An 18222-nucleotide genomic window follows, 5' to 3' on the forward strand; every position below is an offset into this window, starting at 1 on the left:
TCAAAAATCTCATTTTTTCGCGCGATTGACCCGCGCGTTTTGTCGTGTCGGTCCTGGCGACTAGCTCGGGGGATCATTCCCCAAAAACCGCGAGAGGCGTGTGACCGCCTGGGCAACGCGCCCAGACGCAGATCTGCTGGAGCCAGAGCCTCCGGCGCGCGCCGAAATCCCCAAATGCACGACATTTTCGCGGCCCAATGCCACAGACAGAGCATCCCGGTCCAGTGGCAAGACCATTCCGCGCACACCTGATCCTTCCTGATCGGTGCCCACGCGCCATGCCTGGTCCAGCTTCTTGCGCCCATCCTCGCTGCTATTGCTCGCATGCAAGAGCAGCGCGATGCGACCGGATCGAGCGTGTTCACCAAGCTTTGCAGAGCCCATCACGACGTTGCCACCGCGTAGCTCGAGGCCGAGCCTGTCCAACAAGGTGCGTTTGAGCGCATCCTCGATCTGTTGCGCAAGATTGTCGCTGTAGGAAAGTCTGGTTCCGTCAGGGCCACCCTTGAAGCTGCGCAAAAGCGCCTTCTTTAAGTGGCCATCAGCCATTGCCGTTTCAAGGGCCGCGCGGTTGGGCGCGATCCATGCACCACGCCCCGGGGCCTTGGCTTGCGGATCGGGCAGCACTTCGCCGTCTGGCGAAATGGCGAGCCGGATTAGCTCCTCGCGGGGAAGAGTTTCCCCCGAAAGAACGCAGCGGCGTGTCGCGCAGGACTTGGCACTCCCGGAATTGCTTCCGGAAGCGCCAGTTTCAGTGATGTCGGAGCTTACGCACTCATTGTGGGGAGTCCGCATCGGCGGCCTCCTGAGTTGGGGCTTCTGCCGCTGCCGGTTCTTCGTCGTCGAACCAGTGTGCGCGTGCAGCCATGATGATCTCGTTGCCCTGCTCTTCGGTGAGGCCATACTCACCAAGGACGCCGCCCTTATCCTGCTCACGCTGCGGACGGCGCATTGGCGGACCATCGGCGTTATTGCGGCGGCGAGGTGCCTCGCGTTTCTTGGCGATCAGCTCGTCAGTGGCAAGGTCAGCCACATCATCGAGCGTCTTCAGCCCTGCCTTACCCAGCGTGACCAGCATCGCTTCGGTGAGATGCGGCAGTTCGGCAATCGCGTCTTCAACGCCGAGTTCACGGCGAGTGGCGCGGTGACCTTCTTCGGCACGCTCGATCGCTTCTAGAGCGCGACTTTGAAGTTCTTCGGCAAGCTCGTCGTCAAAGCCTTCGATCGAAGCCAGTTCAGCGAGTTCAACGTAAGCCACTTCCTCAAGCTCTGCGAAGCCTTCGGCCACGAGAAGCTGTGAGAGCGTTTCATCAACGTCGAGCTCTTCTTCGAACATCTTGGAGCGCTCGGCAAATTCCTTCGAGCGTTTCTCGGACGCTTCTTCCTCGGTCATGATGTCGATCTGCTGACCGGTCAACTGGCTCGCAAGACGCACGTTCTGACCACGGCGGCCGATTGCAAGACTGAGCTGGTCATCAGGGACAACCACTTCGATCCGGCCATCGTCTTCGTCGAGGACCACGCGGGCAACCGTTGCCGGCTGGAGCGCGTTCACGATGAAGGTCGCGGTATCTTCCGACCACGGTATGATGTCGATTTTCTCGCCCTGAAGCTCTTGAACCACGGCTTGAACGCGCGAGCCCTTCATACCCACACAGGCGCCGACGGGGTCGATGCTGGAATCGTGGCTGATCACGCCGATCTTGGCGCGCGAACCCGGATCACGGGCAGCAGCCTTGATCTCAATGATGCCGTCATAAATCTCTGGCACTTCCTGCGCGAAAAGTTTGCGCATGAAATCAGGGTGCGCACGGCTGAGGAAGATTTGCGGTCCGCGATTGTTGCGTTCAACCTTGGTGATGAGGGCGCGTACACGCTCACCCACACGGGCAGCTTCACGCGGAATTTGCTGATCGCGGCGGATCACGCCCTCGGCGCGGCCAAGGTTCACGATCACGTGGCCGAATTCAACCGACTTGATAACGCCGGTGATGACTTCGCCAGCGCGGTCCTTGAATTCGTCAAACTGACGCTCACGCTCTGCATCACGGACCTTCTGGAAGATCACCTGCTTTGCGCTTTGCGCATCGATGCGACCAAGGTCGACCGGAGGCAGCGGGTCAACGATGAAGTCGCCAATCGCGGCACCATCCTGAAGTTTTTGCGCCTGCTTCAGATCAACCTGCTTGAAGTAGTCATCGACCTCTTCGACCACCTCGACCACACGCCACAGCGTCAGATCGCCTGTATTGGGGTCCAGCTTTGCGCGGATGTCGTTTTCGGCACCATAGCGGTTGCGCGCGCTTTTCTGGATCGCCTCTTCCATCGCTTCGATAACGATGGATTTGTCGATCATCTTCTCGGTTGCCACCGAGTTCGCGATCGCAAGGAGTTCTGCCTTATTGGCGGAAATGGCACTGGCCATCAGTCGTCTGCCTTCTCTTCGTTGACTTCTTCAATTTCATCAGCGCCGGTGGCGTCGATGGGTTTTGTAGCAGCGATCAGCTTGTCAGTCAGAACAAGCTTTGCGCTGTGAATTTCATCGCGGGGGAGGGCAACCTCACCCGTCTTGGTATCGGTGACCTGCACCATACCATCATTGATACCGGTAAGCTCACCTTTAAAAACGCGCTTTCCATTATCATCGCCCGACCATCCTTTGGTCATCACGATGCGCGCCTCGTGCCCTGCCCAATCGGCAAAGTCTTTTTCGCGCGTCAGCGGACGGTCGATACCCGGCGACGACACCTCCAGATGATATGCGCCTTCGACCAAGATTTCGCCAGCCTCCTCGCGCTCGTCGATCATGTCGGAAACGCGGCGCGAGAGTGCAGCGCACTGTTCGATCACCAGCTGGCCCGTTGCAGGATCCTCAGCCATGATCTGCAGAGCCATTCCGCCGTCCCCGGCCTCGGACGGCATCATTGCAACGCGCACCAATTCAAACCCAAGCGCCTGCGCTTCAGGTTCAATCAAGGTGGTAAGGCGGGCAATATCGGTCATATGGTCGGAGTGATACTCGCTGTTTGTGACAATCTGTTGAGACAAAGCCGTTTGGTGCCGGCCCCTTGCGGCGCCAGCCCTTGTTGTGTTCGACAATGTCGGGATGAAAAGGCAGATAGGCGCAAAGCCCGCGCTTGGCAAGCTTCAATCGCCGACAAGCCTGTGCGCTATTTGATGCCGTCGACCCACATGCGGACCTCGGCGCGCAGCGCGAGCATTTCATCACGCTGGTAATTCTCGGCATAGGACCTGATTTTGAGGACGTCGGCCGGATCAAGGGGCGGATCAAAATGCAACCCGTTGATGCCGCCGGTCTTGCGACGAATGGTCCGCACGACTTCGCCGAACGGTTCCAGATCGCCGATCTGCAGAACAGCGGTTTCCTGAAGGGCTAGCGGCTCTTCCAGTCCCACTTGCGCCCCTGTGTTGGAGACGTCGATCAAAATGCAGCGATGGCTAGCGTAGCGCGATACCAGCGTTGCAGGGATCGACAGTCGCAGGCGCGGCGCGCTGCGTTTACCGACGGGGATAGGCTCGGATTTTGGTGTGGGGCCCGGCACAGGCTCCGAGCCGTGTGCAAATCGCTCCTTGGAGGCGCGGGCCTTGATCGAATGCACGCGTGAACCGCGGGAAAAGGGTAGAGGTGCGCCCATAGCCCAGCTTCGATAGCTGGTGGAATTTCAAACTATGGGAAACTCTGGGTTAGGTATCCGCCCTTAGATGCCGGGCGCGTTGGTTGCCTGAAATTCGGCTCTGAAAGTTTCGTCAGCGCGACGTATCGCCCCAGCCGTCGCCATAATCTGCGCTTTGCTGGCGCCGCGAACCGGTTTCTCTATCGACCGAACCAGCAGAGCCATAGCCCCAGCCGTCCTGTGCAAGTTCCGCCTCGCGCATTTCGAGGCGGGCCTCCGCTATGGCCTTTTCGCCAAAAGCCGCAGCTTTCTCGGTCGCATCTTCCGACACTTTGGGTGCCATATAGCTTGCGCCTGCAATGATCACGAAAATGACGGCGAACACGCCCAAAACGAGCAGCCCCACCACAAAGCGTACTGTGCTTGTGACGCTATCAATCATATCCACCAATGCACGCATGGTCGCATCCTTTGTAACGCCTCAGCGCCCAAAACGCGCTGATACGGCAATGGGGGTGCGATAGGAGAAAGCCGTAAACTTCAGGTAAAACTTGAATATCCGCGAGCGTTCCCGAGCGCCTTGATGGCTACTCCTGTTCTTCCATAAGCCCATGTTTTTTGATCGCGTGCCGCAGCTGGTCATAGCTCAACCCAAGCGCCTTTGCCGTCTGTCGCTGGTTCCAGCGATGCTTGCCAAGCGCGTGTTCAAGAATCGCGCGCTCGTGCGCCTCAACGGCAGAGCGAAGGTCATCGACCTTGTCCAGCTGTTCGCTTGGCGGGCCCTTGCTGGCAGAAACTGTGCCGTCGTCAGTTGCGATAGCGCCTGCTGCAGCGCCGGATGCGGCGCCAGAAACGGTGCCAGCAGAGCGCCGGTGCGAAGGTGCCGCGGGCTTCCACGGGCTTTCAAACGGGTCGAACTGCACATGGCCGATGGGGCGTCCCGGATCATCCCAGCGATAAACCGCGCGCTCGACCACATTGCGAAGCTCGCGAACATTGCCGGGCCATTCGTAGTTTTCGAGCTGCTCCGTCACATGAGAGGCAAAACCGGGCCAGTCGTGCCAGCGCAGCTCGCTTGACATGCGCCGCGCAAAATATTCCGCCAGCACCGCCACATCCCCTTCGCGCACCCGCAACGGAGGCAAGGTGATCACCTCAAAGCTCAACCGGTCGAGAAGGTCAGCGCGAAATTCGCCACTTTTGGCAAGTGTGGGAAGATCATCATTGGTCGCCGCCACAATGCGAACGTCCACCCGTACGGGGCGTGATGAACCTATGCGTGTGACCTCGCCATATTCAACCGCTCTGAGCAACCGTTCCTGCGCACCCATCGATAGCGTGCCGAGCTCATCGAGGAATAGCGTGCCCTTGTCAGCCTCCTCGAAACGTCCGGCACGCGCTTTGGTCGCTCCTGTAAAGGCTCCGGCCTCGTGCCCGAAAAGCTCTGCCTCGATCAGGGTTTCAGGAAGGGCTGCGCAATTCATGGTGACGAGTGGCTCGCCCCAGCGGTCGGAGAGACGGTGGAGACGTTCGGCGATAAGTTCCTTGCCGGTCCCGCGTTCGCCAATGACGAGCACCGGGCGGCTCATGGGCGCGGCCCTGGACGCGCGCTCGACCGCATCAAGGAAGGCGCCTGACTGGCCGATAAACTGGTTTTCGCGCTCCACTGTCCCTCCCCTGGGAATTGCAGCTCCAATCGGCCATTCGGCCCCACCCGCCAAGATATAGGAATTTTTCCCAATGCTTGGCAATAGTCGCCAGATGCAATATCGCGGAAAAATGCAAAAGTGATTTTAAATCAGACATTTGCACATTTTGGCACACCCCCTGCAATGTATCGGGCAAGACTTAATCATTCACCCAGAGGGGACCACACCGATGTACACCAAAGCATTCTTCCAAACCAAACTTGGCCAAGCCTCGCTCGCCAGCATCGTTGCCACGACAGCTATGGTTGCGCTCACCACGCAGATGAACATGGTCGCCGCCGACAGCCACTTCGCGCAGCCCCACATCGCGTCCCCGATCAGCGTTGAGCTGGCGTAAGCCCGATCCTTGAATTGAGCAGGCACCTGACCTTGACCAAGAAAGACGATCTTCCACTCGGACCGGAGCGCACGGGCGAAACCCCTACGCCCGACAAGAGCCTCGATGATGCGTTGTCCCCCGCAGGAGACGGCTCTTCAAAAAGCGCTCCGGTCCAAACGGAAGAAGAGGATGATCGTTTTATCCCTATCCTTGGCAAGAGGCTGTCGCGCCTCGACAAGGAAATCGAGGCCTTGCGCACCAGCCCCACTCCGACGCAAAGTGAGTACCGGGCGTATGACGAGATCGACTCAGGCCAAGAAGTCGGCTCAAATGCGCAGAACAAAACAAACCCGTTTCTTGATGGAGTAGCCTTCATGGGCATTTTCAGCCGCACCAGAGATATTATCGCTGCAAACTTCACCGATATGCTCGACAAAGCGGACGACCCGCAAAAGATGATCCGCATGATCATCCTCGAAATGGAGGAGACCCTGGTCGAAGTGCGCGCCTCTGCTGCGCGGACCATTGCCGACCAGAAAGAGATGCACCGCCATGTGGTGAAGCTTGACCGCTTGCAGGCCGATTGGGCCGACAAGGCGCAGCTTGCCTTGTCAAAAGATCGCGAAGACCTCGCCCGCGCGGCTCTGGTCGAGAAGAAGAAAGCGGTCAGCATGGCTGATCAGCTGAAAGAAGAGATCGCTGTCCTCGACGATGCCCTTCGCGCTTACGAAGAGGACATTCAAAAGCTGCAGCACCGCCTCCGCGAGGCGCGCAGCCGCCAGACGCAGATCGCAGCGCGTCTTGAGAGCGCCGAGAACCGCGTGAAGCTGCGCTCGCTGATGAGCACAGAACGCACCGATGAAGCATTGAGCCGCTTCGACCAGATGGAACGCCGCGTCGATTACGCCGAAGGCCGCGCCGATGCGATTGCGATTGGCAATGAGGGCCCGCCCTCGCTGTCAGACGAAATCGCCGCGCTCGAAGGCCAGGATGCGATCGATGATGAACTTGAAGAGATGAAGAAGCTGCTCGGCAAGCCCGACGCAGACAAAGGAGCGTAAACATGGACGGAGACCTGATCATCATTTTCGGAGTGCTGTTCATCGCGCTTCCCTGGCTGATCCTGCACTACACCACGAAATGGAAAACAGCCGCGACCATCACTTCGGACGACGAAGTGCTTCTGGAAGAGCTCTACAATCTCGCCAAGCGCCTTGATGAGCGCATGGATACGGTCGAGCGCCTCGTCGCCCATGACGACCCCAGTTACACCCCGGTCAAGCGCCTTCAGGCCGACCAGGAACAGGACAACCAGCAACTGCGTGAGCTTGAACAGCTTATCGCCGAGAAGAAAGGAACCAGCGCATGAACCGCCGCACGACGCTTTACCGCGACAAGCACAACGCCAAATTGATGGGTGTTGCCGCGGGCATCGCAGATTACACCGGGGTCGAGGCCATTTGGGTGCGCCTTGGCATGGTGGCCCTCACCGTCTTTGCGCTGGGCCCGATTGGCTTCCTTGCCTATTTCATCATGGGCTTTCTGCTCCAGAAGAAACCGCCACACCTTTATCGTGACAGCGAAGAAGAGGTGTATTGGCAGCGCGTTCGCCAGAGCCCGAAGCGCACCGCCCGCGAAATCCGCGCGCGCTTCCGCGACATCGACCGCCGGCTTGCAGACGTGGAAACCCACTATGTGAGCAGCAACCAGCGCCTCACCGCCGAAATCGAGCAACTGCGCTAAAGCGCTCGCAACAGGGGAGTAAGACCAATGCCAGCCGCAGAAGCCGTCGCAATGATCTTCGTTTGTGTTGCATTCTTTGCCGGATGCTGGGGGATCATCGATTCAGTGCTCAAGCACCGCCGAAAGATGTTCGAGATGAAACATGAGCACGGTGCGGCAGGCAAAACGCTGACCCACGAAAACACCGAGCTTCGCGAAACCGTGAGCCTGATGCAGGACCGTATCGCCGTGCTCGAACAGATCGCCACCGATCCCGCCCGCCGCACGGCGGATGAGATCGAGAAGCTGCGCTAACCCGCAGCCGCCAACCGAACCTCACAAACTTGAAAGCTTGAACCCATGGGCCCCGAACAACTTGTCTTCATGATCCCGATCCTTGGCATCCTGCTTGGATTCTTCGGTGTCTGGACCAAGCACAAGGAAAAAATCGCCACGATGCAACTCGATGCAACCGCGGATGCGACGGCGGAAAAAGCGGCGCAATACGCATCGCAGATCGCCAAACTCGAAGACCGTGTCCAGGTGCTCGAACGCATCGTGACGGACGGCGGATATGATGTTGCCACCCAGATCGAGGCGCTTCGCGATACCCGCTCGGTTGAAGACACTGGCTCAGGCGTTGCGCTCAATGTTTCCTCAAGGGAGAAAGCATAATGGATTGGGGAAGCCCTGAATTCGTGATCGGGATCATCGCCGTCAGCTATGGCGCGTGGATCATCAACAACTGGATCCGCGCGAAGCACGGCTATGAACTCGAAGACGAGTGGGGCGGCAAGTCGACCCCCAAGGCCGACAACGCCGAAACCAAGCGTCTCAAGGCCGAAAACGCCGAGCTCAACAGCAAGCTGGATCATATGCAGGACCGCATGATCGTGCTTGAAAAGATCGTCACCGACAAAGGTTATGGCCTTGCCGACGAGATCGAGGCACTTCGCGATGTGCCGAGCAAATCTGATGCCGGCATCCCCCTTAACCTCAATACAAAAGAGAAACAGTCATGAGCCCTGACGCAGCAGCCGTTATCATTCCCAATCTGCCGTGGATCATCGGCGGCGCTCTGGCGGTTGGCGGAGCAGGCGTGATGGGGTGGATCTACACCACGCGCCTTCGCATCAAACATGGCTATCCTCTTGAGGGCGCTTGGGGTCAGGCAATCAAGCCTGTTTCCGACCACGAAGCCAAACAACGCGTGACCTTGCTGACACAGGAAAACGCCGAGCTTCGCGCAGAGTTGGGCGCGGTGAAAGACCGCCTCTCCAATGTCGAGCGCATCGTCACCGATGGCAGCTATCAATTGTCGAGCGAGATCGATCAGCTTCGCTCGCTCGAGAACCAGAAGGATGCAGGGAGCGCATAATGAGCGGCTGGGTCATCGTTGCCATCATCGGGATCGTGGTTTGGGGCATCGTCCAGGCCGCCAAGGCAAAGGCCGGGATCATCTCGGATGAAGACGGTAACGAAACCTATATCGGCACATCGGACGGCGCAACGCGCGAAGAGACCGAGGCAATGCGCGCCGAGATGAAGCAGCTTCGCGAGCGCCTTCAGGTGCTGGAGCGGATTGCCACGGATAACAATTCCCTCGATTCCCGCGAACGCGCGCGCATTTCGGCCGAGATTGAAGCTTTGCGGGACACGAAAGACACTCCAAATGACAGTGGAGCTCCCCTCCCCGCCGCGTCAAAGAAAAAGGAGCAGAGCCAATGATTATGGACCCGACACTTGTCATTACCGCTGCTTGTCTGGTTGGAATTTGCGTGGTGGCCTTTGCTCTGCTGCGCGCATGGCAGGGTTGGCTTGACTTGAAGCGTCAGGAACTCGAACGCGCGAATTCGCGCAAAGTCTTCGATGCCCCCGAAATCGAAGGCGGCGCGGGCGCAGGAGCGGCGCGGATTGAACTGGCCGACATGAAAGAGCGGATCAAGAAGCTCGAAGCGATTGCGAGTGGTGTAGAACTCTAGGCGGGCCTGAGTTTTAAGCTCTTTGCGAAATCCCGCGCGCACCCTACATGCGCACCATGCGATCACTTGATGACATTCTGGAAGAATATGAATTTCTCGAAGGCGATGAGCGGTACGGCCTGCTGATCGAGCTTGGCCGTGAGTTGGAGCCAATGCCCGATGCGCTTAAAACCGATGCGACGCTGGTGCGCGGATGTTCGGCCTCGGTCTGGGTCTATCCCACCGATACCGACGGCGAAGGTTCGCTCCACTTCCTCGCCGACAGCAACGCCGCGATTACCAAGGGCATCGTCAGCCTTGTGATTTCGGCGGTGCAGGACAAACCCGCGAGCGAAGTGGCTGAGATGGACGTAGCAGGCGCCCTCGCCCCGTTTGACCTCAAGAACCAATTGTCCAGCAACCGCACTCAAGGCGTCCCCAACATGATCGCGCTGGTAAAAGAGCACGCCGCCCGGCTCGCCGAGGCAGGGTAAGCGCGCGGGATGCGGCGCGTCTATTTCGCCGCAGGGCTATTCTTCTTTGCGCTTGGCGCGGCTGGCATACCCTTGCCGCTACTGCCCACTGTGCCCTTCTGGCTGCTTGCGGTCTTCTTTTTTGCGCGCAGCAACAAGGCATGGGAGGAGCGGCTCCTCAACCATAAGCAATTTGGTCCGCAAATCCGCGATTGGCGAACACGCGGAGCCATCTCGCGGCAGGCCAAGGTCATGGCAATCGGTTCAATCGCCGCAGGCGTGGTGTTCACCTGGGCGACGATCGGTTTCCCCTGGGCGTGGATCTCTGTGGGAGCGCTGGCCATTTTCGGCCCCTGGATTGCAACCCGGCCCGAATAAGGTGCGGCCAGCAAGGCCTATTATAGCGTCGTCACCCGGTTTGCGGCATCCTCACGCACGGTTTTGCTGTCGCGCACCACGGCGACCCCCGATTTGGCCTGCTCCTTCAGCTCGGCTTTAAGCTTGGCCGGATCGCGCGCGATAACAAAGCCGAAGCTCACCCCGCCTTCCTTTCCAATGGTCGCATGGTGCAGCTTGTGCGCCTGTACCAGCCGCTTGGCATAGCCCTTTTTCGGGACCCATTTGAAAAAGCGTTGATGAACCAGACCATCGTGCACAATCGCGTAAATTACGCCGTACAGATTGACGCCCAAAGCCGCCCACCACAGCCACTCCCAATAAAGGGCGCCAAAGATGTACATGGCGGCGTCTATCGTCCCGAAAACGGTCGCATAAAGGTCATTTTTTTCAAAGGTGTTGTTGTGCGGCTCGTGGTGATCGCGATGCCAGCCCCAGCCAAAGCCGTGCATAATGTATTTATGCGCAAACCAGGCGAAGAACTCCATGAACACCAGAGCCCCGAGAGTTATCGAGATTGCCGCTAACCAGCTCATTGTGAGCCCGCCTTTTCCTTTGTGTCCAGTCCAACACCAGCCTTATGCGCCGATGGCAATGCCCACCACGGGACATCGGGCCGGCGATGATGTTCGAGATGATAACCGAAGTGAAAGCAGGTGGCGAGGCTTAGCAGAGTGCCGAAATTGTCGCTTCGCGCATTGTTTTCATCGGCGAATGATGCGCCGTTCTTGTGGTGGTGCGGACGATAGGTACCGAAATAAAACAGCTGGAGCGAAGAGAGAAGCGCAGGCGCTCCGTAAAGCGCGACAATCTGGACCATCGGAATATCAAGCACCAGCCAATAGATGCCGACGACCGTGTGGACGAAAAGGAGCGATTGCCAGCCGAAATAGCGTTTGAAGAAGGTCCAGTACCATTTGAAGAAATGCCCGGGGTTCTCTTCGTCAAAATCGGGATCACCCGCGCGCCCGGCAAGCCGGTGATGGGTGTGGTGCGCCTCGCGCAAAGTCTTCCAGCCAAAGCCTGCATAAAGGAAGAGCAGCACCGCTGCGGTCCGGTCTGCGAGCTTGGGAAAAGCCGGGGCCAATGTGCCGTGCATCGCATCGTGGCACACGATAAAGACGCCAACCGAAAGCCAGCACTGAACCACTGCCATCGCGAGCGCCACGGGCCAGTTCTGCCAGCTAAGTTCGAATACAAACATCGCATAGGCATGGATGCCAAGCCAAGTCCCTGCGACCAAAGCCGCGAGCACAATGCCGATCACGCTTTGCTGCTTTTGCGAAGGCAAAGAGAGGCGCGCTGATTGCATGGGATCAGATACGAAGGGCGAAAGCATCGGGCTTCGTATAGGCTGCAAGTTTCCTTCGCGCAAAGGGACGCTTTATTCGGCCGCCTTGTTTTGATCGGCAAAGAAGAATTCGCGCAAATGTTCGCCAATGCGCGCAGGCCGCAGTGTCTTGGCGTCGATGCAGCACCAGGAAGATTGCACCTCGGCAAGCACATCCTCGCCCCGGCTGATCACCGTGCGATAAAAAGCGCGCGCGCCATTATAACGCTCGAGCACGGTCTGAGCGATAACCGCATCGTCGAGAAAGGCAGGCTTTCGGTAAGTAATCTCGTGCTTCAGCGCGACCCAAGCCTTGGCCGCGACTTCTTCTGCGGGCGCAACCTTTTGCCAATGGGCAAGCACTGCGTCCTGCACCCAGTTGAGATAGCGCGCATTGTTCACGTGCCCCATGAAGTCGATGTCCTCGGGCAGGACTTTGATCGGAAATTGGAATGGCGTTGCTGACATAGGTGTCAGTTATCACATGATCGGAAAATTTCTAGCAATAATGCTGCGACAAAAGCGACCAAATCTTGCAAGGCCGGTCAAAGGGCGGCTATCGGCTGCAATAAAGAGAAAAACGAGCACTCCAATGTCCAAATCCCCCCAAACCAAACCGCGCACCCTCTACCAGAAAATCTGGGACGATCATGTCGTCGAAACCCGCGATGACGGGACCGCGATCATTTATATCGACCGGCATCTGGTCCACGAGGTCACCAGCCCGCAGGCATTCGAGGCGCTGCGATTGGCGGGCCGCCCTGTTCGCCGGCCTGAACTCACTCTTGCCGTGCCCGATCACAATCTGCCAACCACCGCGCGCCGCGATGCGAGTGGCGGCAAAATCCCTATCGAAGACCCGCAAAGCGCGCAGCAATTGGCCGCGCTTGAGAAGAACGCGCCCGATTTTGGCATCCGCTACATCGGCGATGCAGACGCAGAACAGGGAATTGTTCACGTGGTGGGGCCTGAACAAGGCTTCTCGCTCCCTGGCACCACTATCGTTTGCGGCGATTCGCACACGGCCAGCCACGGCGGGCTTGGCGCGCTGGCATTCGGCATTGGCACGAGCGAGGTCGAGCACGTGCTCGCGACGCAAACCCTGCTGCTCCAACAGTCCAGGTCGATGGAAGTGCGGATCGAGGGCGAAGTGGGCCCCGGCGTCACAGCCAAGGACGTTATCATGCACGTGATTGGTGTGATTGGCGCGGCGGGCGGCTCCGGCTACGTCATAGAATATCGTGGACCTGTGTTTAAGGCGATGAGCGTCGAAGAGCGCCTTACCGTTTGCAATATGAGCATTGAAGGTGGCGCGCGCGCCGGCTTGATTGCGCCTGACGACACCACCTTTAGCTATCTCAAGGGCCGCCCGATGGCGCCCAAAGGCGAGGCTTGGGATGCAGCGCTTGCCTATTGGAAAACTCTGCACACCGACGAAGGCGCGGCATTCGACAAATCGGTCGTAATCGAGGCGGCCGACATTGCGCCAAGCGTCACCTGGGGCACCAGCCCGGAGGACGTGCTTCCCATCACCGGCCTTGTGCCCTCACCCGACAGCTTTGCGGATGCGACCAAGCAAGCAGCCGCTCAAAAGAGCCTGGAGTATATGGGCCTTACCCCCGGTACCCCGCTAACCGAGGTGGAGGTGCAGAACATCTTCATCGGCTCGTGCACCAACAGCCGGATCGAAGACCTTCGCGCAGCCGCCGACGTGCTCAAGGGCCACACAAAGGCACACAATGTGCGCTGGGCCATCGTCGTGCCGGGCTCTGGCCTTGTAAAGCGCCAGGCCGAAGAAGAGGGCCTCGACAAAATCTTCATCGAGGCAGGCTTTGAATGGCGCGAGCCGGGATGTTCGGCATGCCTTGGCATGAACCCTGACAAAGTCCCCGCCGGAGAACGCTGCGCTTCGACCAGCAATCGCAACTTCGTTGGCCGTCAGGGTCCCGGAGCACGCACGCACCTTGTATCCCCGGCCATGGCTGCAGCAGCAGCGGTCAAGGGCAGGCTCACCGACGTTCGCACACTGGATTGATTGCCGAGCCCACTTGAAACCCCACTTCAGCAGGAGCATGAGCATTTCATGACTGACGAAAAATCCACCAACGGCCGCAAAGCTGCTATCGGCGCTGCGGCCACCATCGGCTCCGCTGCCATCGCCGCCGCACTTCTTTATGCAGGCAAGCGTTTTATGACCAAGGACAAGGACACGAGCCTTGGCAAAGGCCAGGCCGATACGGCGCCCTCGGGCGAACCACCAGAAACCGACTGAATTTTCAGGAAACGCAAATGCAGCCCCTCTCCAAGGTCGAAGGCCGCGCCATTCCCTTTGGCGCGAAGAATGTCGATACAGATATCATCATCCCGTCCAAATGGCTTAAGACCATCTCGCGCGAGGGGCTTGGCAATGGAGCCTTTGAGAGCATTCGTCAGGACCCGGACAACATCTTTGACGCGCCTGAAAACAAGGGCGCGCCGATCCTTCTTGCAGGCGACAATTTCGGCTGCGGGTCGAGCCGCGAGCACGCGGCTTGGGCAATCGGCGACCTCGGCATTCGCGCGGTGATCGCACCTTCCTATTCCGACATTTTCTCCGGCAACGCTGTCAAAAACGGCATCCTGCCAGTGGTTCTTCCGCAAGAGGCAGTCGACCGGTTGATGGAAGTAGCGCGTGGTGGTGATCCCATTGCAATCGACCTCGAAGCGCAAACCGTCACCACCCGGTTCCAGGACCGCTTCACCTTTGAAATAGACCCGTTTCGCAAGCACTGCCTTCTGGGCGGGCTCGACGAGGTGTCGCTGACGCTCGAAAGCAAGGAGGCGATTTCGACCTTCGAAGCAGGGCGCACTTCAGACAAAGCCTGGCTGATGGAAGGCACAGGCGCTTAAACCAAATTCGAATACGAGAGAGGGATATAAATCATGAAAGCCATCCAGACCCATGAAGTCGGCGGCCCGGAAACGCTGAAGCTCGACGAAATCGACGCGCCGACCCCCGGAAAAGGCGAAGTTCTGGTCGATGTGAAGGCCTGCGCGATCAACTATCCCGACACGCTGATGATCCGCGACCTTTACCAGTTCAGGCCAGAGCGCCCCTATTCCCCCGGCGGCGAAATCGCGGGCGTGGTCGAGGCCGTTGGCGAAGGCGTCACCAGCTGCAAGCCCGGCGACCGTGTGATCGGTATGCTCGGCAATGGCGGGCTTCGTGAAAAGGCAATTGTGGCCGATGGTCGCTTCTTCCCCATTCCCGACGGCGTACCGTTTGAAAAAGCCGCGTCGCTTCTCATGACATACGGCACCACCATCCACGGCTTCAAAGACCGTGGCCATATCAAGGAAGGCGATGTTGTCCTGATCCTTGGCGCGGCGGGCGGTGTGGGGCTGTCAGCAGTTGAGCTTGCCAAGGCTTACGGCGCGAAGGTCGTCGCGGCCGTTTCTTCCGAAGCCAAGGCCGAAATCGCGCGCAATGCCGGTGCAGACGATGTGGTGATCTATCCGCGCGAAGAAATGGACAAGGCCGCTTCCAAAGAACTCGCCAATGCGTTCAAATCGGCCTGCGGTCCCAATGGCGCAAACATCGTCTATGACATTGTCGGCGGCCAATATTCAGAACCTGCGCTTCGCTCGATCGCTTGGGAGGGCAAGTTTCTCGTGGTCGGTTTCCCGGCTGGCATCCCCAAGCTTCCACTGAACCTCACGCTTCTTAAATCATGCGATGTTTGCGGCGTCTTCTGGGGCGCCTTCACCGCGCGTGAACCGGCGAAATTTGTCGAGCAAGTCAAAGAGCTTTTCGCGCTTATGAAAGAAGGCAAGATCGACCCGCTGGTGTCCGAAACCTTCCCGCTTGAACGCGCAGGCGATGCCATCGCCAAGCTTGAGGCCCGCGAGGCGGTCGGCAAGCTCGTCGTAACGATGGATTGAACCTCTTCGGAGACCGAGGCTTTGAGGCTCCCGTGAAAGCGGGAGCCTTGCTGTCCTACACACAGCAATCCTGCGATAGAGGCGCAATGAAGCAGTGCTGCGCCCCTCCCCCTCGTCGCGTCTAGGCCACGGCTTTTGGCCCGAGAGATTTTCGACCCTTGAACAGTGTCTCAAGTGTCTCAAACGTCAGGAAAGAGTGCGCGAACATGAACGTGGGCCGCCTTTGACTTAAAAAGCGGCATCCAGAATTCTGTGCCTTGCAGCGCGCGCTTGCGCCCTCTATTTCTTCTAAGAACACTATCAAGGGATCGACCCAATGACCGACTTTAAAGACCGCGAACGCGCCGAAGAAGCCAAGTTTGCAATGGACGAAGAAACTGCCTTCAAAATCGCTGCGCGCCGCAACCGCCTGCTTGGCGAATGGGCAGCGGCTGAAATGAAGCTGACGCAAGAAGAAACGGAAGCCTACAAGAAGGCCGTGGTTCAAGCCGACTTTGAAGAAGCGGGCGATGAAGACGTGATCCGCAAGCTCCTTGGCGATCTCACCGCTGCTGAAACCAACATCAGCGAAGCCGACATTCGTGTCAAGCTTGAGGAAATGGCGATAGAGGCCAAGCGTCAATACATGAGCCAGAGCTAAAACTCATGCCCATGCCCGGCCACGAAATCGAGGCGGCGATCAAGGCCGCCCTCCCCGGCGCCATAGTCGAACTTACAGACCTTGCAGGCGATAACGACCATTGGGCTGCAAAAGTGACCGCGCCGCAATTTGCAGGCAAATCGCGCGTTCAGCAGCACAAGATGGTCTATGCTGCCTTTGGCGACAAAATGGGCGGCGAACTGCACGCCTTGCAAGTCACCACCGTGGTTCCCAACTAAGACGCATTGAAGCGCAAGGACGCGCACCCACGAGATTTATCAAAGGTTCTCCGTAATGTCTGACACCAACGCCCGTATCGCCTCCGTTGTTGGCGACAATGATGTGGTCCTTTTCATGAAGGGCACGCCCCTGTTTCCGCAATGCGGCTTTTCCAGCCGGGCGGTTGCGATCCTCGACCATTGCGGCGTTCAGTATGAAAGCGTCGACGTGCTTCAGGACATGGAAATCCGCCAAGGCATCAAGACCTACTCCGATTGGCCCACCATCCCGCAGCTTTATGTCAAAGGCGAATTCGTCGGCGGCAGCGACATCATGATGGAAATGTTCGAAGCGGGCGAGCTTCAACAGATGATGGACGAGAACAAGGTCGCCAAAGCCGAAAGCTAGAAGATAGGTTTTTTGAAGGCGCGCATGCGCCTTTTCAAAACCAGTACCAAAACAAAAAACCGCCTTGCACCGGGTAATGCAAGGCGGTTTTTTCGTGGGGAGGCCAGACCCAGAGACCAGGAAGGGTCACGCCTCAATTCGAAGACCACTTTCTTCGCATCCCACTATGCATCCCCCGTGCCAAAAAGGCGGTTTCCTACTTTTCTGCGGGTTGCGATGGTTACCGCTGCAGTAACCTTGCCGGCTTTGTAAGAAATCTCGACATCGAGGCGCGCTCGACGCCAACTTTCGCCTAACACGGCTCACAGCGCCAGCCTGTGGATGCCCTGCTCTTGGCAAGAGCGGCGCAAGGCTGCATCATGCCAGGCAATGACAAACAACACGCCAAAAACAGGGGAAACCGGCGCTCCGGATGGCATCCCCGCCGCGACGATCATCATCTTCCGCAACGCGCCCGATGGGGGGCCGCCGCAGGTCCTGATGACTGTGCGCTCGCGCAACATGGCTTTTGCAGGTGGCATGGCAGTGTTCCCGGGAGGCCGCATCGATCCCGCCGACTTCGAGTTGGGCGAGAAAATCGCCGGTGAAAGCGCAGGCGCCCTCACCCCGGACGAGGCCGCGCACCAGATCGGAGCCGTACGCGAGACTTTGGAAGAAACGGGGCTTGCCCTCGGTCTAAAGGGCGACATCAGCGCTAAAACCGCTCGGGAAGCGCGCAAGCTGCTCCAAGAGACGAAGACCCTCGCCCCTGTCCTTGATGCCTTCGGTTGGGAGTTGGACCTCGACCAGATCGTACCCTTCGCCCGCTGGTTTCCTCAAAACGAGAAGATCCCGCGTGTTTACGACACCCGCTTCTACCTTGCGAACCTTGGCACGGGCGAAGTCGAGGTCTCGGCCGACCAGGCAGAAAACACCCGCCTCTTCTGGGTAAGCGCAAAGGGCGCACTCGAGATGGCCGACACGGACGAGATCAAGTTGATCTTCCCCACACGGCGGAACCTTGAAAGGCTGGCGCTCTTTGCAAGCTTCGAAGAAGCGCGCGCTCAGGCAGAAGCCATTCCGGTCAAAACGATCATTCCCAAGATCGACACCGTCGGCGAAAAGCCGGTCCTGAGGATTTTGGAGGACGCAGGCTATCCTGTGACAAGCGAAGCGTTGGAGACGGTCTCGCGCGCCTAGCGGCGGGTCAAATCCCGGGCAGTACATATATCGGTTGACACTACGACGTATGTCTCGCTATCGGCCCCCTCCTACCTGCTGCTCAAACCGCGAAGTTTGAGCGGCCCAAGTGCCCAGATGGCGGAATTGGTAGACGCACCGTCTTCAGGTGGCGGCGCTCGCAAGGGCGTGGAGGTTCGAGTCCTCTTCTGGGCACCATTTACTCATTCATCACAGTCCGCTGACGGTTGAAAAAACCCCGGAATTCTGCCAATAACGGCCAGTTTCTGGTCGCTGGCGTTCGTGAAAGCTTGTCTACAGCTGGGGGCTC

29 protein-coding genes and 1 tRNA gene are annotated in these 18222 nt (G+C 58.5%); 21 read left to right on the top strand and 9 right to left on the bottom strand.

Features of this window, described 5'->3' with window-relative positions; genetic code table 11:
* Positions 1–60: 60 nt before the first annotated feature.
* The 6 genes from MWU38_RS03710 to pspF form a co-directional block, all read right to left on the bottom strand.
* Positions 61–795 carry a DUF448 domain-containing protein gene (locus MWU38_RS03710; protein ID WP_247270482.1) on the bottom strand — a complete coding sequence of 245 codons (735 nt, stop codon included), beginning with the start codon at positions 793–795 and terminating at the stop codon, positions 61–63.
* On the bottom strand, positions 776–2425 hold the full coding sequence (nusA, locus tag MWU38_RS03715; protein ID WP_247270483.1) for a transcription termination factor NusA: 1650 nt from the start codon (positions 2423–2425) through the stop codon (positions 776–778). Before nusA ends, MWU38_RS03710 begins: the two co-directional genes overlap by 20 nt.
* Positions 2425–3003, bottom strand: coding sequence for a ribosome maturation protein RimP (gene rimP, locus MWU38_RS03720; protein ID WP_247270484.1), 579 nt, complete (start codon positions 3001–3003; stop codon positions 2425–2427). Before rimP ends, nusA begins: the two co-directional genes overlap by 1 nt.
* Before the next feature lie 167 nt (positions 3004–3170).
* Positions 3171–3656 (bottom strand): PilZ domain-containing protein, encoded by a 486-nt coding sequence (locus MWU38_RS03725; RefSeq protein ID WP_247270485.1) that lies wholly within the window; start codon positions 3654–3656, stop codon positions 3171–3173.
* A 112-nt stretch (positions 3657–3768) separates the two neighbouring features.
* Positions 3769–4095 carry a hypothetical protein gene (locus MWU38_RS03730; RefSeq protein ID WP_247270486.1) on the bottom strand — a complete coding sequence of 109 codons (327 nt, stop codon included), beginning with the start codon at positions 4093–4095 and terminating at the stop codon, positions 3769–3771.
* A gap of 127 nt (positions 4096–4222) precedes the next feature.
* Positions 4223–5302 (bottom strand): phage shock protein operon transcriptional activator, encoded by a 1080-nt coding sequence (gene pspF / locus MWU38_RS03735; protein WP_247270487.1) that lies wholly within the window; start codon positions 5300–5302, stop codon positions 4223–4225.
* A 211-nt stretch (positions 5303–5513) separates the two neighbouring features.
* Here pspF and MWU38_RS03740 point away from each other — a divergent pair, with 211 nt between their 5' ends.
* The 12 genes from MWU38_RS03740 (at position 5514) to MWU38_RS03795 (ending at position 10197) form a co-directional block, all read left to right on the top strand.
* Positions 5514–5681 (top strand): hypothetical protein, encoded by a 168-nt coding sequence (locus tag MWU38_RS03740; RefSeq protein ID WP_247270488.1) that lies wholly within the window; start codon positions 5514–5516, stop codon positions 5679–5681.
* A gap of 203 nt (positions 5682–5884) precedes the next feature.
* Positions 5885–6724: a phage shock protein PspA gene (pspA, locus tag MWU38_RS03745; RefSeq protein WP_247271235.1), complete on the top strand. Its 840-nt coding sequence runs from the start codon at positions 5885–5887 to the stop codon at positions 6722–6724.
* A 2-nt stretch (positions 6725–6726) separates the two neighbouring features.
* Complete coding sequence (gene pspB / locus MWU38_RS03750; protein WP_247270489.1) at positions 6727–7032, top strand: envelope stress response membrane protein PspB; 306 nt, start codon at positions 6727–6729, stop codon at positions 7030–7032.
* Positions 7029–7406: an envelope stress response membrane protein PspC gene (pspC, locus tag MWU38_RS03755; RefSeq protein WP_247270490.1), complete on the top strand. Its 378-nt coding sequence runs from the start codon at positions 7029–7031 to the stop codon at positions 7404–7406. Before pspB ends, pspC begins: the two co-directional genes overlap by 4 nt.
* 27 nt (positions 7407–7433) lie before the next feature.
* Positions 7434–7700: a hypothetical protein gene (locus MWU38_RS03760; RefSeq protein ID WP_247270491.1), complete on the top strand. Its 267-nt coding sequence runs from the start codon at positions 7434–7436 to the stop codon at positions 7698–7700.
* A gap of 45 nt (positions 7701–7745) precedes the next feature.
* Positions 7746–8060, top strand: a complete 315-nt coding sequence (locus tag MWU38_RS03765; protein WP_247270492.1) for a hypothetical protein — start codon at positions 7746–7748, stop codon at positions 8058–8060.
* Positions 8060–8407 carry a hypothetical protein gene (locus MWU38_RS03770; protein WP_247270493.1) on the top strand — a complete coding sequence of 116 codons (348 nt, stop codon included), beginning with the start codon at positions 8060–8062 and terminating at the stop codon, positions 8405–8407. The genes MWU38_RS03765 and MWU38_RS03770 overlap by 1 nt, the downstream gene beginning before the upstream one ends.
* A complete protein-coding gene (locus tag MWU38_RS03775; protein WP_247270494.1) occupies positions 8404–8763 on the top strand; it encodes a hypothetical protein in 360 nt (119 codons plus the stop codon). Before MWU38_RS03770 ends, MWU38_RS03775 begins: the two co-directional genes overlap by 4 nt.
* On the top strand, positions 8763–9113 hold the full coding sequence (locus tag MWU38_RS03780; RefSeq protein WP_247270495.1) for a hypothetical protein: 351 nt from the start codon (positions 8763–8765) through the stop codon (positions 9111–9113). The genes MWU38_RS03775 and MWU38_RS03780 overlap by 1 nt, the downstream gene beginning before the upstream one ends.
* Complete coding sequence (locus MWU38_RS03785; RefSeq protein WP_247270496.1) at positions 9110–9367, top strand: hypothetical protein; 258 nt, start codon at positions 9110–9112, stop codon at positions 9365–9367. Before MWU38_RS03780 ends, MWU38_RS03785 begins: the two co-directional genes overlap by 4 nt.
* 56 nt (positions 9368–9423) lie before the next feature.
* Positions 9424–9840 (top strand): SufE family protein, encoded by a 417-nt coding sequence (locus MWU38_RS03790; protein WP_247270497.1) that lies wholly within the window; start codon positions 9424–9426, stop codon positions 9838–9840.
* A gap of 9 nt (positions 9841–9849) precedes the next feature.
* Entirely contained in the window at positions 9850–10197 is a 348-nt protein-coding gene (locus MWU38_RS03795; protein ID WP_247270498.1) for a YbaN family protein, read from the top strand.
* 20 nt (positions 10198–10217) lie between these two features.
* On the opposite strand, the gene MWU38_RS03800 is transcribed toward MWU38_RS03795, so the two are convergent.
* The 3 genes from MWU38_RS03800 to MWU38_RS03810 are packed head-to-tail and all read right to left on the bottom strand — an operon-like array spanning position 10218 to position 12013.
* Positions 10218–10751, bottom strand: coding sequence for a sterol desaturase family protein (locus tag MWU38_RS03800; RefSeq protein ID WP_247270499.1), 534 nt, complete (start codon positions 10749–10751; stop codon positions 10218–10220).
* Positions 10748–11554: a fatty acid desaturase gene (locus MWU38_RS03805; RefSeq protein ID WP_247270500.1), complete on the bottom strand. Its 807-nt coding sequence runs from the start codon at positions 11552–11554 to the stop codon at positions 10748–10750. The genes MWU38_RS03800 and MWU38_RS03805 overlap by 4 nt, the downstream gene beginning before the upstream one ends.
* A gap of 45 nt (positions 11555–11599) precedes the next feature.
* Positions 11600–12013: a thioesterase family protein gene (locus MWU38_RS03810; protein ID WP_247270501.1), complete on the bottom strand. Its 414-nt coding sequence runs from the start codon at positions 12011–12013 to the stop codon at positions 11600–11602.
* A 124-nt stretch (positions 12014–12137) separates the two neighbouring features.
* Here MWU38_RS03810 and leuC point away from each other — a divergent pair, with 124 nt between their 5' ends.
* The 9 genes from leuC to MWU38_RS03855 all read left to right on the top strand — a co-directional run bounded on the left by leuC (position 12138) and on the right by MWU38_RS03855 (position 18110).
* A complete protein-coding gene (gene leuC, locus MWU38_RS03815; RefSeq protein ID WP_247270502.1) occupies positions 12138–13580 on the top strand; it encodes a 3-isopropylmalate dehydratase large subunit in 1443 nt (480 codons plus the stop codon).
* Positions 13581–13628: 48 nt separating this feature from the next.
* On the top strand, positions 13629–13817 hold the full coding sequence (locus tag MWU38_RS03820; RefSeq protein WP_247270503.1) for an isopropylmalate isomerase: 189 nt from the start codon (positions 13629–13631) through the stop codon (positions 13815–13817).
* A 17-nt stretch (positions 13818–13834) separates the two neighbouring features.
* Positions 13835–14434 (top strand): 3-isopropylmalate dehydratase small subunit, encoded by a 600-nt coding sequence (leuD, locus tag MWU38_RS03825; protein WP_247270504.1) that lies wholly within the window; start codon positions 13835–13837, stop codon positions 14432–14434.
* A gap of 33 nt (positions 14435–14467) precedes the next feature.
* Positions 14468–15466 carry an NADPH:quinone oxidoreductase family protein gene (locus MWU38_RS03830; protein ID WP_247270505.1) on the top strand — a complete coding sequence of 333 codons (999 nt, stop codon included), beginning with the start codon at positions 14468–14470 and terminating at the stop codon, positions 15464–15466.
* Positions 15467–15782: 316 nt separating this feature from the next.
* Complete coding sequence (locus tag MWU38_RS03835) at positions 15783–16106, top strand: DUF1476 domain-containing protein (RefSeq protein ID WP_247270506.1); 324 nt, start codon at positions 15783–15785, stop codon at positions 16104–16106.
* Positions 16107–16111: 5 nt separating this feature from the next.
* Complete coding sequence (locus MWU38_RS03840; protein WP_247270507.1) at positions 16112–16345, top strand: BolA/IbaG family iron-sulfur metabolism protein; 234 nt, start codon at positions 16112–16114, stop codon at positions 16343–16345.
* Positions 16346–16400: 55 nt separating this feature from the next.
* Complete coding sequence (gene grxD, locus MWU38_RS03845; RefSeq protein ID WP_247270508.1) at positions 16401–16733, top strand: Grx4 family monothiol glutaredoxin; 333 nt, start codon at positions 16401–16403, stop codon at positions 16731–16733.
* 369 nt (positions 16734–17102) lie between these two features.
* Positions 17103–17912 carry an NUDIX domain-containing protein gene (locus MWU38_RS03850; RefSeq protein ID WP_247270509.1) on the top strand — a complete coding sequence of 270 codons (810 nt, stop codon included), beginning with the start codon at positions 17103–17105 and terminating at the stop codon, positions 17910–17912.
* A 111-nt stretch (positions 17913–18023) separates the two neighbouring features.
* A tRNA-Leu gene (locus tag MWU38_RS03855) sits at positions 18024–18110 on the top strand.
* Positions 18111–18222 lie beyond the last annotated feature (112 nt).

The sequence above is a fragment of the Qipengyuania sp. S6317L1 genome (assembly GCF_023015615.1).
GTDB lineage: Bacteria > Pseudomonadota > Alphaproteobacteria > Sphingomonadales > Sphingomonadaceae > Erythrobacter.